16 protein-coding genes are annotated in these 18,049 nt (G+C 68.5%); 11 read left to right on the top strand and 5 right to left on the bottom strand.

The window, feature by feature from the left end; translation table 11 throughout:
* Positions 1-419: 419 nt before the first annotated feature.
* The 3 genes from AB0O34_RS26680 (at position 420) to AB0O34_RS26690 (ending at position 3,343) form a co-directional block, all read left to right on the top strand.
* Positions 420-1,559, top strand: coding sequence for a sensor histidine kinase (locus AB0O34_RS26680; protein WP_363919822.1), 1,140 nt, complete (start codon positions 420-422; stop codon positions 1,557-1,559).
* Positions 1,556-2,212 carry a response regulator transcription factor gene (locus tag AB0O34_RS26685; protein WP_363919824.1) on the top strand — a complete coding sequence of 219 codons (657 nt, stop codon included), beginning with the start codon at positions 1,556-1,558 and terminating at the stop codon, positions 2,210-2,212. The genes AB0O34_RS26680 and AB0O34_RS26685 overlap by 4 nt, the downstream gene beginning before the upstream one ends.
* A 144-nt stretch (positions 2,213-2,356) precedes the next feature.
* On the top strand, positions 2,357-3,343 hold the full coding sequence (locus AB0O34_RS26690; protein ID WP_363919826.1) for an NAD(P)-dependent alcohol dehydrogenase: 987 nt from the start codon (positions 2,357-2,359) through the stop codon (positions 3,341-3,343).
* A 49-nt stretch (positions 3,344-3,392) separates the two neighbouring features.
* Here AB0O34_RS26690 and AB0O34_RS26695 read toward each other — a convergent pair whose 3' ends face one another.
* Both AB0O34_RS26695 and AB0O34_RS26700 read right to left on the bottom strand, forming a co-directional pair.
* Positions 3,393-3,623, bottom strand: a complete 231-nt coding sequence (locus AB0O34_RS26695; protein ID WP_363919828.1) for a hypothetical protein — start codon at positions 3,621-3,623, stop codon at positions 3,393-3,395.
* 282 nt (positions 3,624-3,905) lie between these two features.
* Complete coding sequence (locus AB0O34_RS26700) at positions 3,906-4,208, bottom strand: helix-turn-helix transcriptional regulator (protein ID WP_363919830.1); 303 nt, start codon at positions 4,206-4,208, stop codon at positions 3,906-3,908.
* Positions 4,209-4,274: 66 nt separating this feature from the next.
* Here AB0O34_RS26700 and map point away from each other — a divergent pair, with 66 nt between their 5' ends.
* Positions 4,275-5,057, top strand: coding sequence for a type I methionyl aminopeptidase (gene map / locus AB0O34_RS26705; protein ID WP_363919831.1), 783 nt, complete (start codon positions 4,275-4,277; stop codon positions 5,055-5,057).
* Between the two features lie 239 nt (positions 5,058-5,296).
* Here map and AB0O34_RS26710 read toward each other — a convergent pair whose 3' ends face one another.
* Both AB0O34_RS26710 and AB0O34_RS26715 read right to left on the bottom strand, forming a co-directional pair.
* Positions 5,297-6,658, bottom strand: coding sequence for a glycoside hydrolase family 6 protein (locus AB0O34_RS26710; RefSeq protein ID WP_363919833.1), 1,362 nt, complete (start codon positions 6,656-6,658; stop codon positions 5,297-5,299).
* Between the two features lie 208 nt (positions 6,659-6,866).
* Entirely contained in the window at positions 6,867-7,088 is a 222-nt protein-coding gene (locus AB0O34_RS26715) for a hypothetical protein (protein ID WP_363919835.1), read from the bottom strand.
* A gap of 154 nt (positions 7,089-7,242) precedes the next feature.
* Here AB0O34_RS26715 and nhaA point away from each other — a divergent pair, with 154 nt between their 5' ends.
* The 3 genes from nhaA (at position 7,243) to AB0O34_RS26730 (ending at position 11,597) form a co-directional block, all read left to right on the top strand.
* Entirely contained in the window at positions 7,243-9,132 is a 1,890-nt protein-coding gene (nhaA, locus tag AB0O34_RS26720; protein ID WP_363919837.1) for a Na+/H+ antiporter NhaA, read from the top strand.
* Between the two features lie 338 nt (positions 9,133-9,470).
* Entirely contained in the window at positions 9,471-10,391 is a 921-nt protein-coding gene (locus AB0O34_RS26725) for an SRPBCC family protein (RefSeq protein ID WP_363919839.1), read from the top strand.
* Between the two features lie 36 nt (positions 10,392-10,427).
* Positions 10,428-11,597 carry a zinc-dependent alcohol dehydrogenase gene (locus tag AB0O34_RS26730; protein ID WP_363919841.1) on the top strand — a complete coding sequence of 390 codons (1,170 nt, stop codon included), beginning with the start codon at positions 10,428-10,430 and terminating at the stop codon, positions 11,595-11,597.
* Here the strand turns inward: AB0O34_RS26730 and AB0O34_RS26735 are convergent.
* Complete coding sequence (locus AB0O34_RS26735) at positions 11,594-11,737, bottom strand: hypothetical protein (RefSeq protein ID WP_363919843.1); 144 nt, start codon at positions 11,735-11,737, stop codon at positions 11,594-11,596. The two genes, AB0O34_RS26730 and AB0O34_RS26735, sit on opposite strands and share 4 nt — an antisense overlap.
* Positions 11,738-12,492: 755 nt before the next feature.
* Here AB0O34_RS26735 and AB0O34_RS26740 point away from each other — a divergent pair.
* The 4 genes from AB0O34_RS26740 (at position 12,493) to AB0O34_RS26755 (ending at position 17,922) form a co-directional block, all read left to right on the top strand.
* The gene (locus tag AB0O34_RS26740; protein ID WP_363919845.1) at positions 12,493-13,941 is read left to right on the top strand and encodes a multicopper oxidase family protein; all 1,449 of its coding nucleotides are present in this window, start codon (positions 12,493-12,495) and stop codon (positions 13,939-13,941) included.
* 252 nt (positions 13,942-14,193) lie between these two features.
* Positions 14,194-15,804, top strand: coding sequence for an ATP-binding cassette domain-containing protein (locus AB0O34_RS26745; protein WP_363919847.1), 1,611 nt, complete (start codon positions 14,194-14,196; stop codon positions 15,802-15,804).
* Positions 15,805-15,904: 100 nt separating this feature from the next.
* Positions 15,905-16,729 carry an FxLYD domain-containing protein gene (locus AB0O34_RS26750; RefSeq protein WP_363919849.1) on the top strand — a complete coding sequence of 275 codons (825 nt, stop codon included), beginning with the start codon at positions 15,905-15,907 and terminating at the stop codon, positions 16,727-16,729.
* Between the two features lie 86 nt (positions 16,730-16,815).
* Complete coding sequence (locus AB0O34_RS26755; RefSeq protein ID WP_363919851.1) at positions 16,816-17,922, top strand: saccharopine dehydrogenase NADP-binding domain-containing protein; 1,107 nt, start codon at positions 16,816-16,818, stop codon at positions 17,920-17,922.
* Positions 17,923-18,049: the final 127 nt, after the last annotated feature.

Here is an 18,049-nt window from a genome sequence, read left to right on the forward strand (position 1 = left end):
GCCCGTCCACCATGCGGACGGGCTGACGAGGCGGCCACCGTGTGGTCCCCTGCCTGCAGGGCGGCGGTCAGCCGCCACGCGGGGCCGTTTGTCGCCCGAGCCTCGCGGCGTACCTGTGCCGGGCGGCGTCCGGCGTGGTCAAACCCGTAGCCGCGCTGGACCGTTTCCAGGTACGGCACGCACGTCGAGAAGGTGGTGGCAACAAACGTGGGTAAGGCCCAGACCCCGGCATGTCCTGGGTCGTGCCCGCCGGTAGGAATGACCTCCAAAATGTGATCTTGGGATTCTTTCCCATCCGGCCCGGCGCCGCCAGATGCCGGCACGTCAGTAGACCCGCTTGGGCGGAAGCCTACTGAGAGGTAGGTGCTTGTCGTCCTTTGGGCTGATCCAGAGTGGCGTGGGCTTTGTACGATATCTAGGTGCTCCCCCTACTTCGCTCTGTGTGGGACGAGCCCCGTGCCCCCAACCCGCCGCCGCGGGTGTGGCGGGACTGGGCGCTCGTGGGGGTGCTCGTGCCGGTCGCGGTGCTCGAAGGGGTCCTGCGGCCGGATCTTCCCTGGCGGGCCGTCTCCGTGATCATCACCGCCGGGCTGGTGTTCACGCTGTTGTGGCGCCGGACCAGACCGCTGCTGATGGTCGCGATCGCCTTCGGCACCTGCGCCTTTTCCCCGCTGTTGATGGGCGGCGACCCCCTGGAGACGAACACGTTGGTGTTTCTTCTCCTGCTGTCGTACGCGTTGTGCCGGTGGGGGTCAGGACGCGAGGTCGTGATCGGGTTGACGATCATCCTCGCCAAGGTCGGCCACTCGATGATCTCCGACTACCCCGGCCTCCCCGATGTGATCGGTGGATGGGCCGTTGTGTCCGCGTCCATCGCTCTGGGCGTGGCATTCCGGTATTGGGCCAGGGCGAGGGCGCGCGAGCTGGATAGGGTCAAGCTGCTCGAACGTGTACAGCTGGCGCGCGACCTGCACGACACCGTCGCCCATCACGTCTCGGCGATGGCGATCCGCGCACAGGCGGGCCTCGCCACATCGGCGTCGCAACCGGACGCCGCGGCCGACGCGCTCCGCGTGATCGAGGCCGAGGCGTCGCGCGCGCTCGCCGAGATGGGCAGCATGGTCCGCGTCCTGCGCCAGAACCAGCCCGCGGACCTGGAGCCCGGTCGGCGCGTCACCGATCTCCGGCAGCTGGCGAGCCGAGGCCGCTCCGGCCCGTCCGTCGACGTGGAGATCTCCGGCGACCTCGACGGCCTCCCCCCATCGGTCGAGGCCGCGATCTACCGCCTCGCCCAAGAGTCGGTCACCAACGCCCGGCGACATGCGCGCCACGCCACCCGCATCGAGATCCGCGTCGCCGCCGACGACACGTCGGTGCACCTGCGCGTGAGCGACGACGGCGACACCAGCGCCACACGCCCGTACGGGTCGCCGGGGTACGGGCTCATCGGCATGATCGAACGTGCCGACCTGCTCGGCGGCACCTGCGAAGCCGGCCCGAACCCCGATCGGGGCTGGACAGTGACCGCCGTACTGCCCCGGACCGGGTCGGCGACGTGAGCATCCGGGTGGTCGTCGCCGACGACCAGGAGATCGTGCGCACCGGGCTCACGATGATCCTCAACGCCCAACCGGACATCGAGGTCGTCGGTGAGGCCGCCGACGGGCAGCGAGCCGTCGAGCTCGCGCGGCGCCTGCGCCCCGACGTTTGCCTGTTCGACATCCGCATGCCCGTGCTCGACGGCATCGAAGCCACCCGCCGCCTCGCGGGACCCGCCGTCGAGGACCCCCTCGCCGTCGTCGTCATCACCACCTTCGACCTCGACGAATACGTCTACGCCGCCCTCAGAGCCGGCGCCCGGGGCTTCCTGCTCAAGAACGCCGGCGCGGTCCTGCTCTCCCAGGCCGTCCACGCCGCCGCCGGCGGCGACGCGCTCATCGCCCCCAGCGTCACCGCACGACTGCTTGAGGCTTTCGCCGACGCGGGGCCCGGCTCAACACCGGTGCAACCGATCGAGGCGCTCACGTATCGGGAAGAGCAGATCCTCCTCACCGTGGCACGCGGGCGGACCAACAGCGAGATCGCCGGCGAGCTTCACATCTCTCTCAGCACCGTCAAATCCCACATCGCCAGCCTGATGGCCAAGCTCGGCGCCCGCAACCGTGTCGAGATCGCCATGTGGGCCTATGAAAGCAACCGCGTCAAGCACTGAGCCGAGTGTCACCGGGCGACATCATGAACGGCTTGTCTGAGCCGGCCGATCGTCCGGCAATCAGGCGTACTTTCGGCCGATAACCCTTTCGTGCGGGACTTCTACATTGGTTATTCGACGCCGACGGTGAATGAGGAGAATTTTATGAAGGCGTTCGTCCTGCGCTCGTACGGCTCACCCGACGCACTTGATTTCACCGATATCGACAAGCCGGTGCCCGGTGACGGCGAGGTGCTGGTCCGGGTGCGCGCCACCTCGGTCCAGCCCTATGACTGGCACATGATGAGAGGGGAGCCGTACATCGCTCGCCTGATGCCGGGCGGCCCGGGGCTGCGCAGGCCCAAGATCACCATCTTGGGCGCCGACGTGGCGGGGGAGGTGGAGGCGGTCGGCAAGGACGTGACGGAGTTCCGCCCCGGCGACGAGGTGTTCGCGATGCCCAAGCAGGGCGGCTTCGCCGAGTACGCATGCGTCCAGGAAGGCGAACTGGCGCCGAAACCCGAGAAACTGTCATTCGAGCAGGCGGCGGCGGTGCCGATGGCGGCCATGACCGCCCTGGTGGGGCTGCGCGACGAGGGGCGGCTCCAGCCGGGGCAGAAGGTTCTCATCAACGGGGCTTCGGGAGGCGTGGGCACCTTCGCCGTGCAGATCGCCAGGGCGATGGGCGCCGAGGTCACCGGCGTCTGCGGCGCGGGCAACGTGGACCTGGTCCGATCTATCGGCGCGCATGAGGTCATCGACTACACCAAAGAGGACTTCACCCAGAATGGACGGCGTTACGACCTCCTGCTGGACAACGCGGGAAGCCGCCCGCCGTCGGCATGCCGGCGGGTATTGGCGCGCAAAGGGACCTACGTCATCGTCGGCGGCCCCGGCGGGCGATGGCTGAAGCCCGTCGGTCACATGATCTCGGCGCTCGCGGTGTCACCGTTCGTGTCCCAGAGAACGGGCAGGGCGGACGTGATCCGATGCACAGAGAACAAGCGGAACCTGATGGCGCTGACCGAGCTCATCGAGGACGGCAAGATCACCCCGGTCGTCGCCCGGAGCTACCCGTTCGAGGACATCCCAGCCGCCATCGAACACCAGGAAAAGGGCCACACCCCCGGCAAGGTCGTCATCACGCTGTGACCCGCGCCCCACCACCGGCGGGGGCCGAGGACGCCATACGCTGTGCCGGTCAGGGGGAGCGGTCGGCGACGACCTGCGTCAGTGCGTGAGAGGTCTGGCGGATCATTCCGGGATTGGTGTCCCAGTAGTACGCCAGGCCGCTCACCGCCTGAGCGAGCGCCCAGCCGCGGCCGCACGGCCATGACGCGTCGTCGACCGCGAGCTCGGCTCGGAACCGCTCGCGGCTGTCACCCGCGAAGACGTTCCACGCGGGCTGCAGGTCACACGCGGGGTCGCCCACGCGACCGGCTCGACCGGCAGATCGGCCCAGTGGGGGAACTGCCCCGCGAGCAAGCGACGTACGAGTCCGGCATGGTTTCGATCTCGTCGGCATGCATCTTCGTTGTGCCCATGTGCACGCATCATCGCCAACTGCCCTGACCACGGCAACCGGGTTTCGGCGCCGGCGACCGGCATGACGACGAGCCGCACACCCACGAGTACAGCAGCCTTCAGGTGTACTAACCGGGGCCATTGGTTGAGAGCCGCGCCTACGCCTCCAGCGCAACCGCGGGATTGAGACTTACGAGGCCAACCACTCACGTGTGTTGTGACCAGAGCTGGTCGGTTCAACACCACATTCGGGCTGGTTGATCTCGGCCCACACCGCATCGAGGGAGAGGCCGAGGACATCGGCGATCGCAGCGATGGTCGGGAAGGCAGGGGTCGCTACGCGGCCCGACTCGATCTTCCGGAGGGTCTCCGGTGAGAGACGTGCCTCCAGCGCGGTAGCGAGCATCGAGCGCTCTCCCCTGGCGCGACGCAACAGGGCACCGAGGCGCTGTCCTCGCTCGACGTCTGCGGGTGTGAGCGGCAATCTGACCATGGCTCCGATTCTAGTACCGGGATAATATGGCCGGGATAGTTATTGGTAGCGTGAGAAGGGCGCCGCATGATCGAGATCCTGACCCCCACCGAACTGGCCCGAGCGAAGGACACAGGCGCCCTGGTCGCCGGCATCTTGCAGACCCTGAAGAGCCGTAGCACGGTCGGCACGAACCTCCTGGACATCGACCGGTGGGCCGCGACCATGATCGTCGAGGCCGGAGCGCTGTCCTGTTACGTCGACTACGCGCCATCCTTCGGACGCGGGCCGTTCGGCCACTACATCTGCACGGCCGTCAACGACGCCGTGCTCCACGGAATGCCGCACGACTACACGCTTGCCGACGGCGACCTGCTGACACTCGACCTCGCCGTCTCCAAAGACGGAGTCGCCGCGGACTCCGCCATCAGCTTCATCGTGGGCGACTCAAAGCCCCCGGAGAGCGTCGCGATGATCAACGCGACCGAACGCGCGCTGTACGCAGGGATAGCCGCCGCCCGCCCCGGAGCTCGCACCGGTGATATCTCCCATGCCATCGGCTCGGTCCTCAGCGAGGCGGGGTATCCGATCAGCACCGAGTTCGGCGGTCATGGCATCGGATCGACGATGCACCAGGATCCGCACGTTTCGAACATCGGGCGGCCCGGCCGTGGATACAAGCTGCGCCCCGGGCTTCTGCTGGCGCTGGAGCCGTGGGTTATGGCGGACACCGCTGAACTTCTTACTGATGCCGACGGGTGGACGCTCCGAAGTGCGACAGGCTGCCGGACAGCGCACAGTGAGCACACGATCGCTATCACCAGCGACGGAGCCGAAATCCTCACCTTGCCGAAGCAGGCGCACTCGTGAGGTCGGAGCCACGCCTGCCCCTATGCTCCTGGCGCCTCATCGCGAATCACCGGTGAAAAGGAAGGTCTCACCTCAACGCTGGGACGCGCCCGTACCGCCCGCGAACCAACGGCAAGGTCGAGCGCTTCCACCGCACCATGGCCGACGGGTGGGGCCCGATCAGTACACCTGGGCGTGTCCGGGCAGAGGCCGTCCCCGAGCCTCCGTGCGGGCGTGGAGGCTCGGGGACGGGTCTTGTTCTAGGAAGCGGTGCAGATGAGGGGAGACGGGGTGGCGTTACCGGTTCCGTTGGCGAGGAAGCCGAATGTGGTGGTTCCGTTGACCGGGACGCTGCCGTTCCAGTTCAGGTTCGTGACCGTGACGCCGCTGCCGCTGGTCGTCAGGTTGCCGTTCCACAGTTGGGAGATCGACTGCCCGCTGGAGAAGGTCCACTGGACCTTCCAGCCGCTGAACGAGGCCGTGCCTGCGTTCTTCACCGTGACCTCGCCCTGGAAGCCGCCCTGCCACTGGCTGGTGACCTTGTAGGTCGCCGTGCAGCCGATGTTGCCGGTGAACGTCGGGGTGGGCGTCGGCGTCGGGGTCCGGGTCGGAGTAGGTGTGGGCGTGGGGGTCGGGGTGGGGGTCGGGTTGCCGGTGGGCGGCGGCGCGGCGACGGCCAGGTCATAGGCCCGCTGCGGCACGAACTGTCCGGCGGGGCCGATACAGCCGTCGGACTCACCCGGGGGCTTCACCCAGAGGAACGCGTCGATCGACGCGTCACCGGTGTTGGTGGTGCTCCAGGTGCCCGTGGCGCGGCCGGCGGGGTCGCACCACTCGCTGCCGGACGGGCCGTTGCCGTTGCGGCTGGTGTCGATGACCGCGTGCAGCCTGGAGACGCCGGTCGCGGAGATGATGCTCTTCGCGTACGACACCAGGCCCGGGGTGGCGCGGTAGTTCGAGGTGTTCAGGGCGATGCCGTCGGCGCTGTTGGCGACGTCCGCGCCGTTGAGCCGGGACGCGGCCTCCGAGGGGGAGAGCCAGGCGTCGTGGCCGATGTCGAAATAGACCTTGACCTGGGAGGAAGTCCCCTTGAACTTCTTGCCGGCGTAGGCCATGGAGGCCTTCACGTTGTTCTGCTGGGTGGAGTCCATGCAGTTCGTCATGATCGCGAGGGCGTCCGGCTCCAGGACGATCGTCGCCGGGCGCCCGCCGAGGCCGGCCGCGATCTGGTCGATCCAGGCGCGGTACGCGGTGTGGTCGGGCGCGCCACCCGCGCTCGCTCCGCCGCAGTCGCGGTTCGGCATGTCGTACACGACCATGATCGGGATCTTGCCCGCCGCCGCGGCCGCGCCGACGTACGCGTCGACCTGGGCGCGCACGGTCGTGGGGTTGTAGCTGGCGAACCACCGGCCCTGGGGGACGGCGGCGATCCTGTCCCTGATCACCGTGGTACGGCTGTCGCCGGGGTTGGCCGCCACCCATTTGGCCGCGTTGGTCTGCGGATCCACGTAGAAAGCGGAGTCGGCGGCCTGGGCGGCGGACGAGGTGAAGACGGCCGCCCCCGTCGCGGCCGTGGCGGCCAAGGCGAGGATGGCCGCCATCAAGGGCCTTCTGCGAGCCATGTAATACTCCCGTCCGGTACGGTGGGAGCGCTCCCACCAATTGCCCGGATCGTAGGTAGCCGCAGCCGGTCCCAGAAGGGCCTAATGCCTAAGGTGACACTCTCAACTTAATAGTCGCAGGCAGGACATGTCGCCGCGTCCCATGGCAAGTGAAACTTTCATCACACCACACTTGGACCCATTGTGACGCGGGCCTTCCGCGATCGGCTCACGCTTTGGACTCGGCGGTCGCCGTCAGCCGCGCGAGCCAGGAGTTCAGCGATCCGTCGAGGACCGTGGAGGTCACGGTCGGCCGGAGGCCGCTCCGCGTGGACGACGCGCCCGGCTCAAGCGCTCCGTCGAGCCGCGCGGAGGTGATGTCGGTCCGCCGGCCCGGCCAGGAGTTGATGTCGGCGCGCGGCTTCCACACAGTGTCGAGCGGCTGGGTCACCCTGGAGATCGAGCCTCCATGGGCGTCGGTCCGGCTCCGCGGTACGACGCGGAGGCCGACGCCGCGATCCGTTCCGTCACCGCGTGACCAGGCGGCTAGGCTCAAGAATGCCCAGGTCGGGAATGCCCTGGCGCCGGATGATGTCTCATGAGAGGTGACCGGACCAAGGCAGGCGCCCACGCCGTTCTTCGAGAGCACCGTGTGGGGGCGGCGCGTCGAGACGCCGCTGAGGGAGTTCCTGCGCACCGAGACCGGCAGCGCCGCGATCCTCCTGGCCGCCACGCTGGCCGCGCTCGCGTGGGCCAACATCGATCTGCCGTCGTACGAGGCCCTCTGGCGGACGCGGCTGGCGATCGATGTCGGAGGCTCCGGCGTATCCCAGAACCTGCGGCACTGGATCAACACCGGGCTGATGACGATCTTCTTCTTCGTCGTCGGGCTGGAGGCCCGGCGCGAGTTCGACATGGGGGAGCTGCGCGACCGGCGTCGGCTCATCCTGCCGGTCGCGGCCGGCCTCGGCGGCATGATCATCCCTATCGTGATCTACCTGCTGATCAACAGAGGTCTGCCCTCCGAGCACGGCTGGGGCGCCGCGATGTCGACCGACACGGCGTTCGCGATGGGGATGCTCGCCCTGGTCGCAGCCCGCCTTCCGGCTCGCGCGCACACCTACCTCCTGACCGTGACCGTCGTCGACGACCTCGTGGCCCTCTGCGTCATCGCCGTCTTCTACAGCGAGCACATCGTCCCGCTCGCGCTCCTGGCCGCGGTTGCGATCTTCGCGGCGATGCTGGCGGTCAAGGCCCGTGGCGTACGGCACGGCCTCGTCTACGCGGTCTTCGCGGTGGCGGTCTGGGTGGCGCTGTTCAAGTCCGGGGTCGAACCGGTCGTCATCGGCCTCGCCATGGGCCTGCTGACCTACGCGTCACCGGCGACGCGTAGCGACCTGGAGCGCGCGAGTGACCTGTTCAGGCTCTTCCGCGAGCAGCCGACACCCGAGCTCGCCCGTCTGGCAGGCATGGGGCTCTCCAACGCCATCTCGCCGAACCACCGGCTCCAGCAGCTCTACCACCCGTGGGCCAGCTACGTGATCGTGCCGCTGTTCGCGCTGGCCAACGCGGGGATCGCGATCAATGGTGACTTCCTCACCCGGGCGTTCACCTCCCCGATCACGCTGGGCATCCTGTTCGCCTACGTCGTGGGCAAGCCGATCGGCATCGTCGGATCGACCTGGCTGGTCTCGTGGCTGAGCCGAGGACGGGTACGCCCTCCGGTGGGCTGGGCCGCGGTCACGGGCGGTGGCACGATCGCCGGCATCGGCTTCACCGTGTCGCTGCTGATCGCCACCCTCGCCTTCAGCGGAGAGCGGCTGGAGGAGGCGAAGTTCGGCATCCTCGCGGCGGCGCTGTGCGCCGCGGCCCTGACCTGGGGGGTCGCGCGCGTGACCGCCATGCTTCCGCCGCACCTCCGGGCACGGGCGGTGTTCGGCACCGCCGAGAGCATCATCGACCTGGCCGCGCCCGTCGACCCCGACCGGGACCATCTGCGGGGGCCGAGGGAGGCGCCGGTGACCGTGGTGGAGTACGGCGACTTCGAATGCCCCTACTGCGGCCAGGCGGAGCCGGTCGTACGGCAGCTCCTCGCCGACTCCGGCGACGTCCGCTACGTCTGGCGGCACCTCCCGCTGCACGACGTACATCCCTACGCCCAGCTCGCGGCCGAGGCCAGCGAGGCCGCCGCCGAGCAAGGGGCGTTCTGGGAGATGCACGACCTACTGCTCGACCACCAGGGGAAGATCCTGATTCCTGATCTGCTCGGCTACGCCAGGGAGCTCGGGCTGGACGTCGAGCGCTTCCGGCGCGATCTGGCGAGCCACGTCGGCGTACCGCGGATCGAGGAGGACATGGACTCCGCCGACCTGAGCGGCGTGTCCGGCACGCCGACGTTCTTCGTCAACGGGCGGCGCCACCACGGCGCGTACGACATCGCGACGCTCTCGGCCGCGGTTCGCGCGGCCCGAGCCCGCGCGGCCCTGACGTCGTAGGCCGGTCAAGTCCGTGATCTCGGACGGAGCCGGCTGGCCGCGCGTCCCGGTCAGGACATCCGCTCACCAGCGGCTCCGCCCTACGCGGGTCCGCGTACCCCTCTGAGCGCGCTAAAGCGATATGTCATGACCTATGTAGGAAAGGGAGCTTTTGGGGGTGATTGGGAGTATTAGTGTCATCGCAAGCCGGAGGGGGTACGGCCACTGGAACACGACAGTTCACCACCGGTGGAGAGGGATCATCCGTCGGGCGGCGTCCGCGCCGCAGGCAACAGATCGGTCGCGATCACCGGTCGAGCCGCCGGTGGACCGAGATCGAAAGCACATGTGAGGTTCACATGAGCGAAGAGTACGAGCGCAAGACCGACCGGATCGCCAGCGCACTCGGCTGGGCCAGCATCGGCCTTGGGATGGTCCAGCTCGCGGCGCCCGGTCCCATCACCCGTCTCAGCGGGGTGGACGACTCGCCCCTGGCACGCGGCCTGGTGCGGTTCGTCGGCGTACGCGAGCTGTTCCACGCGATGGTCCTGCTGGGCAGCCGGAGGCCCGCTCCCTGGGTGTGGACCCGGGTCGCGGGCGACGCCATGGACCTGACAACCCTCGGCTGGGCCATCGCCAATCGCGAGGGATGGAGGCGCCGTCGCGTCACAGCCGTCACGGCGGCGGTCGCGGGCCTCACCGCCGTCGACCTGTACACCGCCATGCGAGCCAACCGGCGCAGGCGCGGCATCCAGGCGCCGAGCGTGATGAGCCTGCACGCGGCCATCACGGTCTACCGTCCGCGCCAGGAGGTGTACGACTTCTGGCACGACTTCGAGAACCTTCCGCGCTTCATGGCGCACCTGGAGTCGGTCGAGACCATCGGGGGCGGCTACTCGCACTGGAGGGCGAGCGCGCCCGCGGGAAGGTGCATCGAGTGGGACGCGGAGATCGTCGAGGACCGTCCGGGCGAGCTGATCGCCTGGAGGTCGACGGAGAGCGCCGCCGTCCGCAACAGGGGCTCCGTGAGCTTCACGGACGCCCCCGGCGGGCGCGGCACGGAGGTGCGAGTGGAGATCGAGTACGACCCGCCCGGCGGCAAGGTCGGGCTCGCCTTCGCCAGGCTGCTGGGCGAGCACCCCGAGCAGCAGGTCCGCGACGACCTGCGCCGCTTCAAGCAGGTCATGGAGACCGGCGAAGTGGTCCGCTCCGAGGGAAGCCCGGAGGGCATCCGAGCGCTGCGGCAGGTCATGCAGCGTCCCGCCCAGCCCGTGCGGTGAGAACGCCCCGCACACCCGTGACGTGAGGAGGATCCCATGAAGGCCAACTGCTGGATGGGCCGGAACACCGTCGAGGTCCGGGAAGTCCCCGACCCCAAGATTCTGAACGCCCGCGACGCCATCATCCGCATCACCTCGGCCGCGATCTGCGGCTCCGACCTGCATCTGTACGACGGCTTCATCCCGACCATGGAGAAGGGCGACATACTAGGCCACGAGTTCATGGGGGAGGTCGTGGAAGTGGGCCGGGAGGTGTCGAACCTGCGGGTCGGCGACCGGGTGGTGGTCCCGTTCCCGATCGCCTGCGGCAACTGCCTCGCCTGCGCGCACGGCATGTACTCGGTCTGCGAGAACAGCAATCCCAACGCGGCCCTGGCCGAGAAGATCATGGGCCACGCTCCGGCGGGCATCTTCGGTTACTCGCACATGCTGGGCGGCTTCCCCGGAGGCCAGGCCCAGTACGCGCGCGTGCCGTTCGCCGACGTGGGACCGATCAAGGTCCAGGACGACCTGCCGGACGAGCAGGTGCTGTTCCTGTCCGACATCTTCCCGACCGGCTGGATGGGCGCGGAGATGTGCGACATCAAGCCCGGCGACGTCATCGCGGTCTGGGGCGGCGGGCCGGTCGGCCAGTTCGCCATCGCCAGCGCCTTCCTGATGGGCGCCGAGCGGGTCATCTGCATCGACCGCTTCCCTTACCGGCTCCAGATCGCGGCGCGCGCGGGTGCGGAGACGCTCGACTACGAGGAGGTCGACATCCCGGACGCGCTGCGCGACATGACCGCCGGCCGCGGCCCGGACGCGTGCATCGACGCGGTGGGCATGGAGGCCCACTACCCGATTCCCGCCGTGCAGGCCTACGACCGGGCCAAGCAGGCGACCCGGATGGAGACCGACCGCCCGTACGCGCTGCGTGAGGCCATCCTGGCCTGCCGCAACGGCGGCATCGTCTCGGTGATCGGCGTCTACGCCGGTCTGGTGGACAAGTTCCCGATGGGCTCGTTCATGAACAGGGCGCTGACGATGAAGACCGGTCAGTGCCACGTCCAGCGGTACATGGAACCTCTGCTCGGGAGGATCCGCAACGGCGACATCGACCCCAGCTTCGTCATCACCCATGAGCTGCGGCTGGAGGACGCTCCGCGCGGATACGAGATGTTCAAGCACAAGGAGGACGGCTGCAACAAGATCGTCCTGAAGCCCTAGCGAGCCGGCCCTGACCGTCGGTCACGGACGCCCGCCGCGACATGCTCGTGACCGATGGCCGGGCCTGATCCAGAGCTGGACAGCGCCACCAGGCACTGCGCGTCGAAGAGGTCGGAGAACTGCTCCTGGACCTCGTTCATGATGGAGGGCTGCATCCGCGTCGGCGTGATGCCGAGCCCGATGATGCGCTCCTGCTCCGGAGCGTCGATGGCGCCCTGGGTGACCGCGGGATGGCGGTTCAGCCGAGGTAGGAATAAGAGCTCATGTTGATGAACTCGCGCCCGCCCGCCGAATCGGTCAGCACGCCGCCCGGGCCGTTTCTCACGAAGAGGTCTATCAGGCCCCTGTCCTCGGCCGCCTGTCAGTTGGACCGGCTGTGCGCGAGCATCTTCTGAGTGTTGCGGAACGTGCGTGGGCCGTACAACTCCGTGTCACGCATCCTCAATGTTCCTGATTGAACAAGGTACGGCACTGCGAAGAAATCAGGCCGGGGGAGCAGATGAATGCGGCGGACATGAGATTCACCGGCTCAACTGAGCCGGCACGGCCCGCACCGCGTCACTTACTTCCAGCGGAAGAGAATATTTCTTTCTTCGCTGTTTCTCACAATACAGGTCCCAGCCCTGTTCGACCGGTGTCAACACCGCGCCTTTTGATGCGGACGACGTCAATAACGAACGGTGTCGGGGTAGGGGTTGACGGGTCTTCGTCCGGGTCAGGGGTTGACAGTTTCCTGCGCCAACAGATCACGTCCTTTCCAATAAAAGGTGAGCAATCTAGAAGAAGACACGCATGAGACGGAGGTGCGAGGTTTCTTGTTGGCGAATATCTCGCCCGGGGGCGTGTCGCGGGTCGCGGGGGACCTCTCCCCGGCTGTGCATTGATTGGGGTACTGATGCTGAACCGACGACGATTACTGGCGCTCGGTGCCGCCACCGGCGGGGCGATGCTGCTGCCGTTCACGAAGTCGGCCCCGGCCGGCGCGAAGGGCGACGAGCCCCTTCGCAAGGACTACCTCCTGGGCAACCGGACCGCCCGCACCGTGCGGCCGGCCATCGCACCGTTCACCACCCAGATGCCCGTGTCGACGGTGCTCCAGCCGGCGCAGTCGGGCGGCGTGGACATCTACACGATCCCCATCCGGGCGGCCAACGCCCAGATCCTGCCCGGCGTCCAGACGCCCGTGCTCACCTACGGCGGCCAGTTCGTCGGCCCCACCATCCGGGCCAAGACCGGGCGCCGGGTGAAGGTCATCTACCAGAACCGGCTGGACATGCCGGCGAACGTGCACCTGCACGGCGGCCACGTGCCGGCGACCAGCGACGGCCATCCGATGGACGTCATCCAGCCCGGCCAGGCGCGGGTGTACGACTACCCGAACACGCAGCAGGGCGCGACGCTGTGGTACCACGACCACAGCCACCACATGGAGGCCGAGCACGTCTACCGGGGCCTGCATGGCATGTACGTGATCGAGGACGACAGCGAGCAAAGCCTCCGCTTGCCCTCCGGGGCGTACGACGTGCCGATCCTGCTCCGCGACGCGGAGTTCGACGCCAACGGCGCGCTGGTCTTCTCCGACCCGGCCAACCGCACTACGATCCTCGCCAACGGGAAGGTGCAGCCCTTCTTCCCGGTCGCGGCGCGCAAGTACCGGATCCGGCTGCTCAACGCCTCCAACGAGCACGTCTTCCAGCTGAACCTCGGCGGCGCGACGATGACGAAGATCGCCTCAGACGGTGGACTGCTGCCCGCGCCGGTGCAGGTGACCGAGCTGGCGCTCGCCTCGGCCGAGCGAGTGGAGGTCGTCATCGACTTCTCCCGCTACGCGATCGGCACCAAGCTGGTGCTCTCCAACGGCAGTGACCCCGTGCTGAGGTTCGACGTGGTGCGGCAGGCCGCGGACAGCAGCCGCGTCCCCGCTCAGCTCCGCGCGCTGCCCGCCCTCCCGGCCGCGACGGTCGTCCGGGACGTGGCAATGAGCTTCGACCTGTCGGGCACCGACCCCGTCGGCATGATCAACGGCAAGGCGTTCGACCCGAACCGGGTCGACTTCCAGATCAAGCGGGGAAGCACCGAGATCTGGAACATCATCAACGCCGAGACCTTCCCCCTCGACCACACCTTCCACCTGCACCTTGAGCAGTTCAGGGTGCTGGAGCGCAACGGCGGCGCGCCGCTGCCGCAGGACGCGGGCCTCAAGGACACCGTGCTCGTCCCGCCGGGCGGGTCGGTGAAGATACAGGCCACGTTCCGCGACTTCCTCGGGAAGTACATGTACCACTGCCACTTCTTGGAGCACTCATCGATCGGGATGATGGGCCAGATGGAGATCATCCCGTAGACGCTCACGCGAGGGCCCCTGGGCGACGGATCAGGGGCCCTCGCACAGCAGGATGAGATCGTCGAGAAACGCGTAGGTGTAGAGCCTGCGCGCGAGGCTCTGCTCAGGTGAGCGCCAATGTCGCCATGTCATGGCCGCACCCTGCGACACCACCTTGGGTCGGTGGAATGAATTACCGCCCGGCCTGATATCGAGGTGCGTGGAGGCGCCCGCGCTAGGTACTCTCCGCGAGAAGGCTGGGGAGGGATCGTCGTGGCGCATGTCGAGGTCGGCCGTCTGACGTACGTACTGCCGGATGGGCGCCCGTTGCTGAACGAGGTCTCCTTCCGCATCGGAGAAGGCGTCAAGGCGGCGCTGGTCGGGCCGAACGGAGCGGGCAAGACCACGCTGATGCGTCTGATCGCCGGCGATGTGCGGCCGGTCGAGGGGAGCGTCGCCAGCTCCGGGGGCCTCGGCATCATGCGCCAGTTCATCGGCAGCATCCGCGACGGCCGCACGGTCCAGGACCTGCTGCTGTCGGTCGCCCCCGAGCGGGTGCGCGAGGCCGCGCGCAAGCTCAACGAGTCCGAGCTCGCCATGATGGAGCGCGAGGACGAGAAGACCCAGATGCGCTACGCCCAGGCGATCACCGACTACACCGACGCCGGCGGCTACGACATCGAGGTGCTCTGGGACACCTGCACGATGGCCGCGCTCGGCGCCCCGTACGACAACGTGAAGTACCGCGAGGTCAACACGCTCTCGGGCGGTGAGCAGAAGCGGCTGGTGCTGGAGGCGCTGTTCCGCGGGCCCGACCAGACGCTGCTCCTCGACGAGCCGGACAACTACCTCGACGTGCCGGGCAAGCTCTGGCTCGAACAGGCTCTCAGGGAGACTCCCAAGACGGTCCTGCTGGTCTCCCACGACCGGCAGTTGCTGGCGAACGCCGCCGACCGCATCGTCACCGTCGAGTCCGGCAGCGTGTGGATCCACGGCGGCGGCTTCACCACCTACGCCGCGGCGCGCAGGGAGCGCAACGAGCGCCTGGACGAGCTGCGCCGCCGCTGGGACGAGGAGCACGCCAAGATCAAGCGCCTGGTCACCATGCTCAAGCAGAAGGCCATGTACAACGACGGCATGGCCCCGGCCTACCACGCGGCCCAGACCCGCCTGCGGCGGTTCGAGGAGGCCGGGCCGCCCGAGGTGGCGCCCAAGGATCAGCTCATCAGCATGCGGCTGCGTGGTGGCCGCACGGGCAAGCGCGCGGTGATCTGCGAGAGCCTTGAGCTGACCGGTCTCATGCGGCCGTTCGACCTGGAGGTCTGGTACGGCGAGCGGGTGGCGGTGCTGGGCTCCAACGGCTCGGGGAAGTCCCACTTCCTCCGCCTCGTCGCGGGCGAGGAGATCCGGCACACCGGGGTGGCGCGGCTGGGGGCGCGGGTCGTTCCCGGGCACTTCGCCCAGACGCACGCCCGGCCGGAGCTCCAGGGGAGGACACCCTGCGAGATCGTCATGTCCGAGCACGCCAGGCTGAAGAACGAGGCGATGAAGGCCCTGGCCCGCTATGAGCTGGCTGGGAGCATCGCCGAGCAGCGTTTCGAGACACTGTCGGGCGGCCAGCAGGCCAGGTTGCAGATCCTGCTGCTGGAGCTGTCGGGGGCGACGCTGCTGCTGCTTGACGAGCCGACCGACAACCTCGACCTCGCCAGCGCCGAGGCGCTGCAGGAGGGGCTCGACCAGTTCGCGGGCACGGTGCTCGCGGTCACCCACGACCGGTGGTTCGCCGCCGACTTCGACCGCTATCTCGTCTTCGGCGCCGACGGCAGGGTGTACGAGGCGCCTGAGCCGGTCTGGGACGAGGCCAGGGTGGTTCGCGAGCGCTGACCGCGGACACACCGGCGGGAGGTGTGGAGGCGTTAAAGACCTGGTACGGCTTGCGCGTGTCGGAGGAGTCGCGCATGACGAACCGGGCTATGACGGCCTTGTGACCCAGCGTAGTCGAAACACGACAGCACTCGTACTCGCACTCGGGCTAGGAGCGGCGGCGACGCTCCTGGCCGGGTGCGGCGGCGACGAGACGCAGCCGAAGCAGCGACTCAAACCGCTCGTCATCAAGGAACAGACGTCGGCGGTGACCCAGGGCACCGGTGGCTATGTGGTGACCTGGGCGGGCGTCATCAGCAACCCGAACCGGTGGCACTTCGGCGAGAACGTCGCCGCCACCGTGGTCGGGCGGGACGCGGTCGGCAGGGAGGTCGTCCGCATGGAGCAGCCTCTGGACGCGGTGCCCCCGGCCGGGACTCTCAAGTTCACCGGGCAGGCCATGGCCTCGGCCAAGCCGGTCGACGTGAAGGTGGCCTACAAGCCCGCCCAGTGGCGCGAGGCGGCGCGGATCCCGTCGGCGTTCGTGCCGTTCCCGATCTCCTCGCCCAACACCGAGAAGCTCGGCAACGGCTCCTACCTCGTGACCGGCGCGGTCGGGAACCCCTACGAGAAGGCCGCGACCAGCCTGGTGGTCACCGCGCTGCTGCGGGACAAGGAAGGCAAGCTCGTCGGCGGCGCCAGCACGTACGTGGACGACGTGCACGCCGGGGCTCCCCGCCGGTTCGTGCTGACCGTGGACAGCCTCAGCGGCGCCGGACCGGTGGCGCGTACGGACATCACCGCCCGGACGTGGGGGTCCAGCGGCCGGCCGTACGAGGAACTGGCCATGAGCGGCGCTGTGCCGCCCACCACCGTCAAACCCAGGACACCGCCGTTCGCGAGGGATCGAGGGTCCCAGGCGATGCCGGTCGACCGCCGGCCGTGAGCGCCGGGCTGACGATTCCCACTTCCGGTGGCGACCGGCACGCCCCGCTATGGATCTTGAAATCACCGGGGGGTTACGGTACTTACATGACTTCCCCCCGGATAGTCCTGTTCGGTGCCACCGGGTTCACCGGGCGGCTCACCGTCGAGGCGCTTCTGGCCCGCGGTGTCCATCCCCTGCTGGCTGGACGCGACCAGGCGCGGCTGGAGGCGCTGGCCTCCTCGCTTCCCGTGGAACTGCCGACCGCCGTCGCGGACGTGAACCGGCCGGCGACGCTCCGGCGGATCATCGAGCCAGGGAACGTGCTGATCTCCACCGTGGGGCCGTTCGCCCGCTGGGGAGAGCCCGCCGTGGAGGCCGCGATCGAGGCCGGCGGCGTGTACCTGGACTCGACCGGGGAGCCGACGTTCATCAGGCGCATCTTCCAGCGGTACGGCCCGGCCGCCGCCGCGTCGGGCGCTACGTTGCTCACGGCGTTCGGATATGACTACGTACCGGGGAATCTCGCGGCGTCACTGGCGCTGCAGAAGGCGGGACCAGAGGCAGTTCGAGTGGATATCGGGTATTTCCTTCAGGGCAATATGGCCCGGCGGGCAAGTACGGGAACGCGGGCGTCCGCTCTGGGAATGGTGCTCGAACCGATGTACGGGTTCCGCTATGGCCGCATTCTTCGCGAACATGGGCGTACCCGGGCATTCACCGTTAATGGTCGCCGCAGGCATGGGCTTTCCGTGGGGGCTTCCGAGCATTTCGCCCTGCCTCGTACGCATTCAGGGCTGCGAGAGGTGAACGTCTACCTGGGCTGGCTCGGCGGGCTGACCAGAGCCGCCGGGGTGCTGTCCAGGGCGACGCCCTTCATCGCGGCCATCCCCGGCGCCAAGCGGGTCACCGAGGCCGTCGCCGACCGGGTGATCCAGTCGGGGAGCCGGGACGACGCGCCGGTGGCCGCTGGGGACGGGGTCTCGTCCCAGATCGTCGCCGAGGCCTACGACCGGGGCGGTAGAAGGCTCTCCACGGTGGAGCTGTGCGGTGGCGACCCTTACGACTTCACCGCGCGCGCACTGGCGTGGGCGGCGATCACCGCCGCCACTGACGGCGTGGCCGCCACCGGAGCGGTGGGGCCGGTGGAGGCCTTCGGCCTTGAGGGCCTCACCCGGGGTTGCGCGGACGCGGGGCTGAGCGCGGTGGCATGACGGCCGCTGCCGCGCCCTGCCGCCGGCCCTGTCTCGCCATGACCGACCATGTCAGGCCAAATGGGGATATCGAGAGAAGTACGGCCGTGCGAGAATCGGCCTGGCGGCTCGGTGAATAGGCGTCAGG

It is taken from the genome of Sphaerisporangium sp. NPDC088356 (assembly GCF_040685555.1).
Taxonomy (GTDB): Bacteria; Actinomycetota; Actinomycetes; order Streptosporangiales; family Streptosporangiaceae; genus Sphaerisporangium.

What these genes read in the sequence shown, in the direction of transcription:
- AB0O34_RS26735 (WP_363919843.1), bottom strand. Translation starts at nt 11,737, where the DNA reads ATGAACGAGGTCCAGGAGCAGTTCTCCGACCTCTTCGACGCGCAGTGC.
- AB0O34_RS26730 (WP_363919841.1), top strand. Translation starts at nt 10,428, where the DNA reads ATGAAGGCCAACTGCTGGATGGGCCGGAACACCGTCGAGGTCCGGGAA.
- AB0O34_RS26755 (WP_363919851.1), top strand. Translation starts at nt 16,816, where the DNA reads ATGACTTCCCCCCGGATAGTCCTGTTCGGTGCCACCGGGTTCACCGGG.
- AB0O34_RS26690 (WP_363919826.1), top strand. Translation starts at nt 2,357, where the DNA reads ATGAAGGCGTTCGTCCTGCGCTCGTACGGCTCACCCGACGCACTTGAT.
- map (WP_363919831.1), top strand. Translation starts at nt 4,275, where the DNA reads ATGATCGAGATCCTGACCCCCACCGAACTGGCCCGAGCGAAGGACACA.
- AB0O34_RS26710 (WP_363919833.1), bottom strand. Translation starts at nt 6,658, where the DNA reads ATGGCTCGCAGAAGGCCCTTGATGGCGGCCATCCTCGCCTTGGCCGCC.
- AB0O34_RS26740 (WP_363919845.1), top strand. Translation starts at nt 12,493, where the DNA reads ATGCTGAACCGACGACGATTACTGGCGCTCGGTGCCGCCACCGGCGGG.
- AB0O34_RS26700 (WP_363919830.1), bottom strand. Translation starts at nt 4,208, where the DNA reads ATGGTCAGATTGCCGCTCACACCCGCAGACGTCGAGCGAGGACAGCGC.
- AB0O34_RS26725 (WP_363919839.1), top strand. Translation starts at nt 9,471, where the DNA reads ATGAGCGAAGAGTACGAGCGCAAGACCGACCGGATCGCCAGCGCACTC.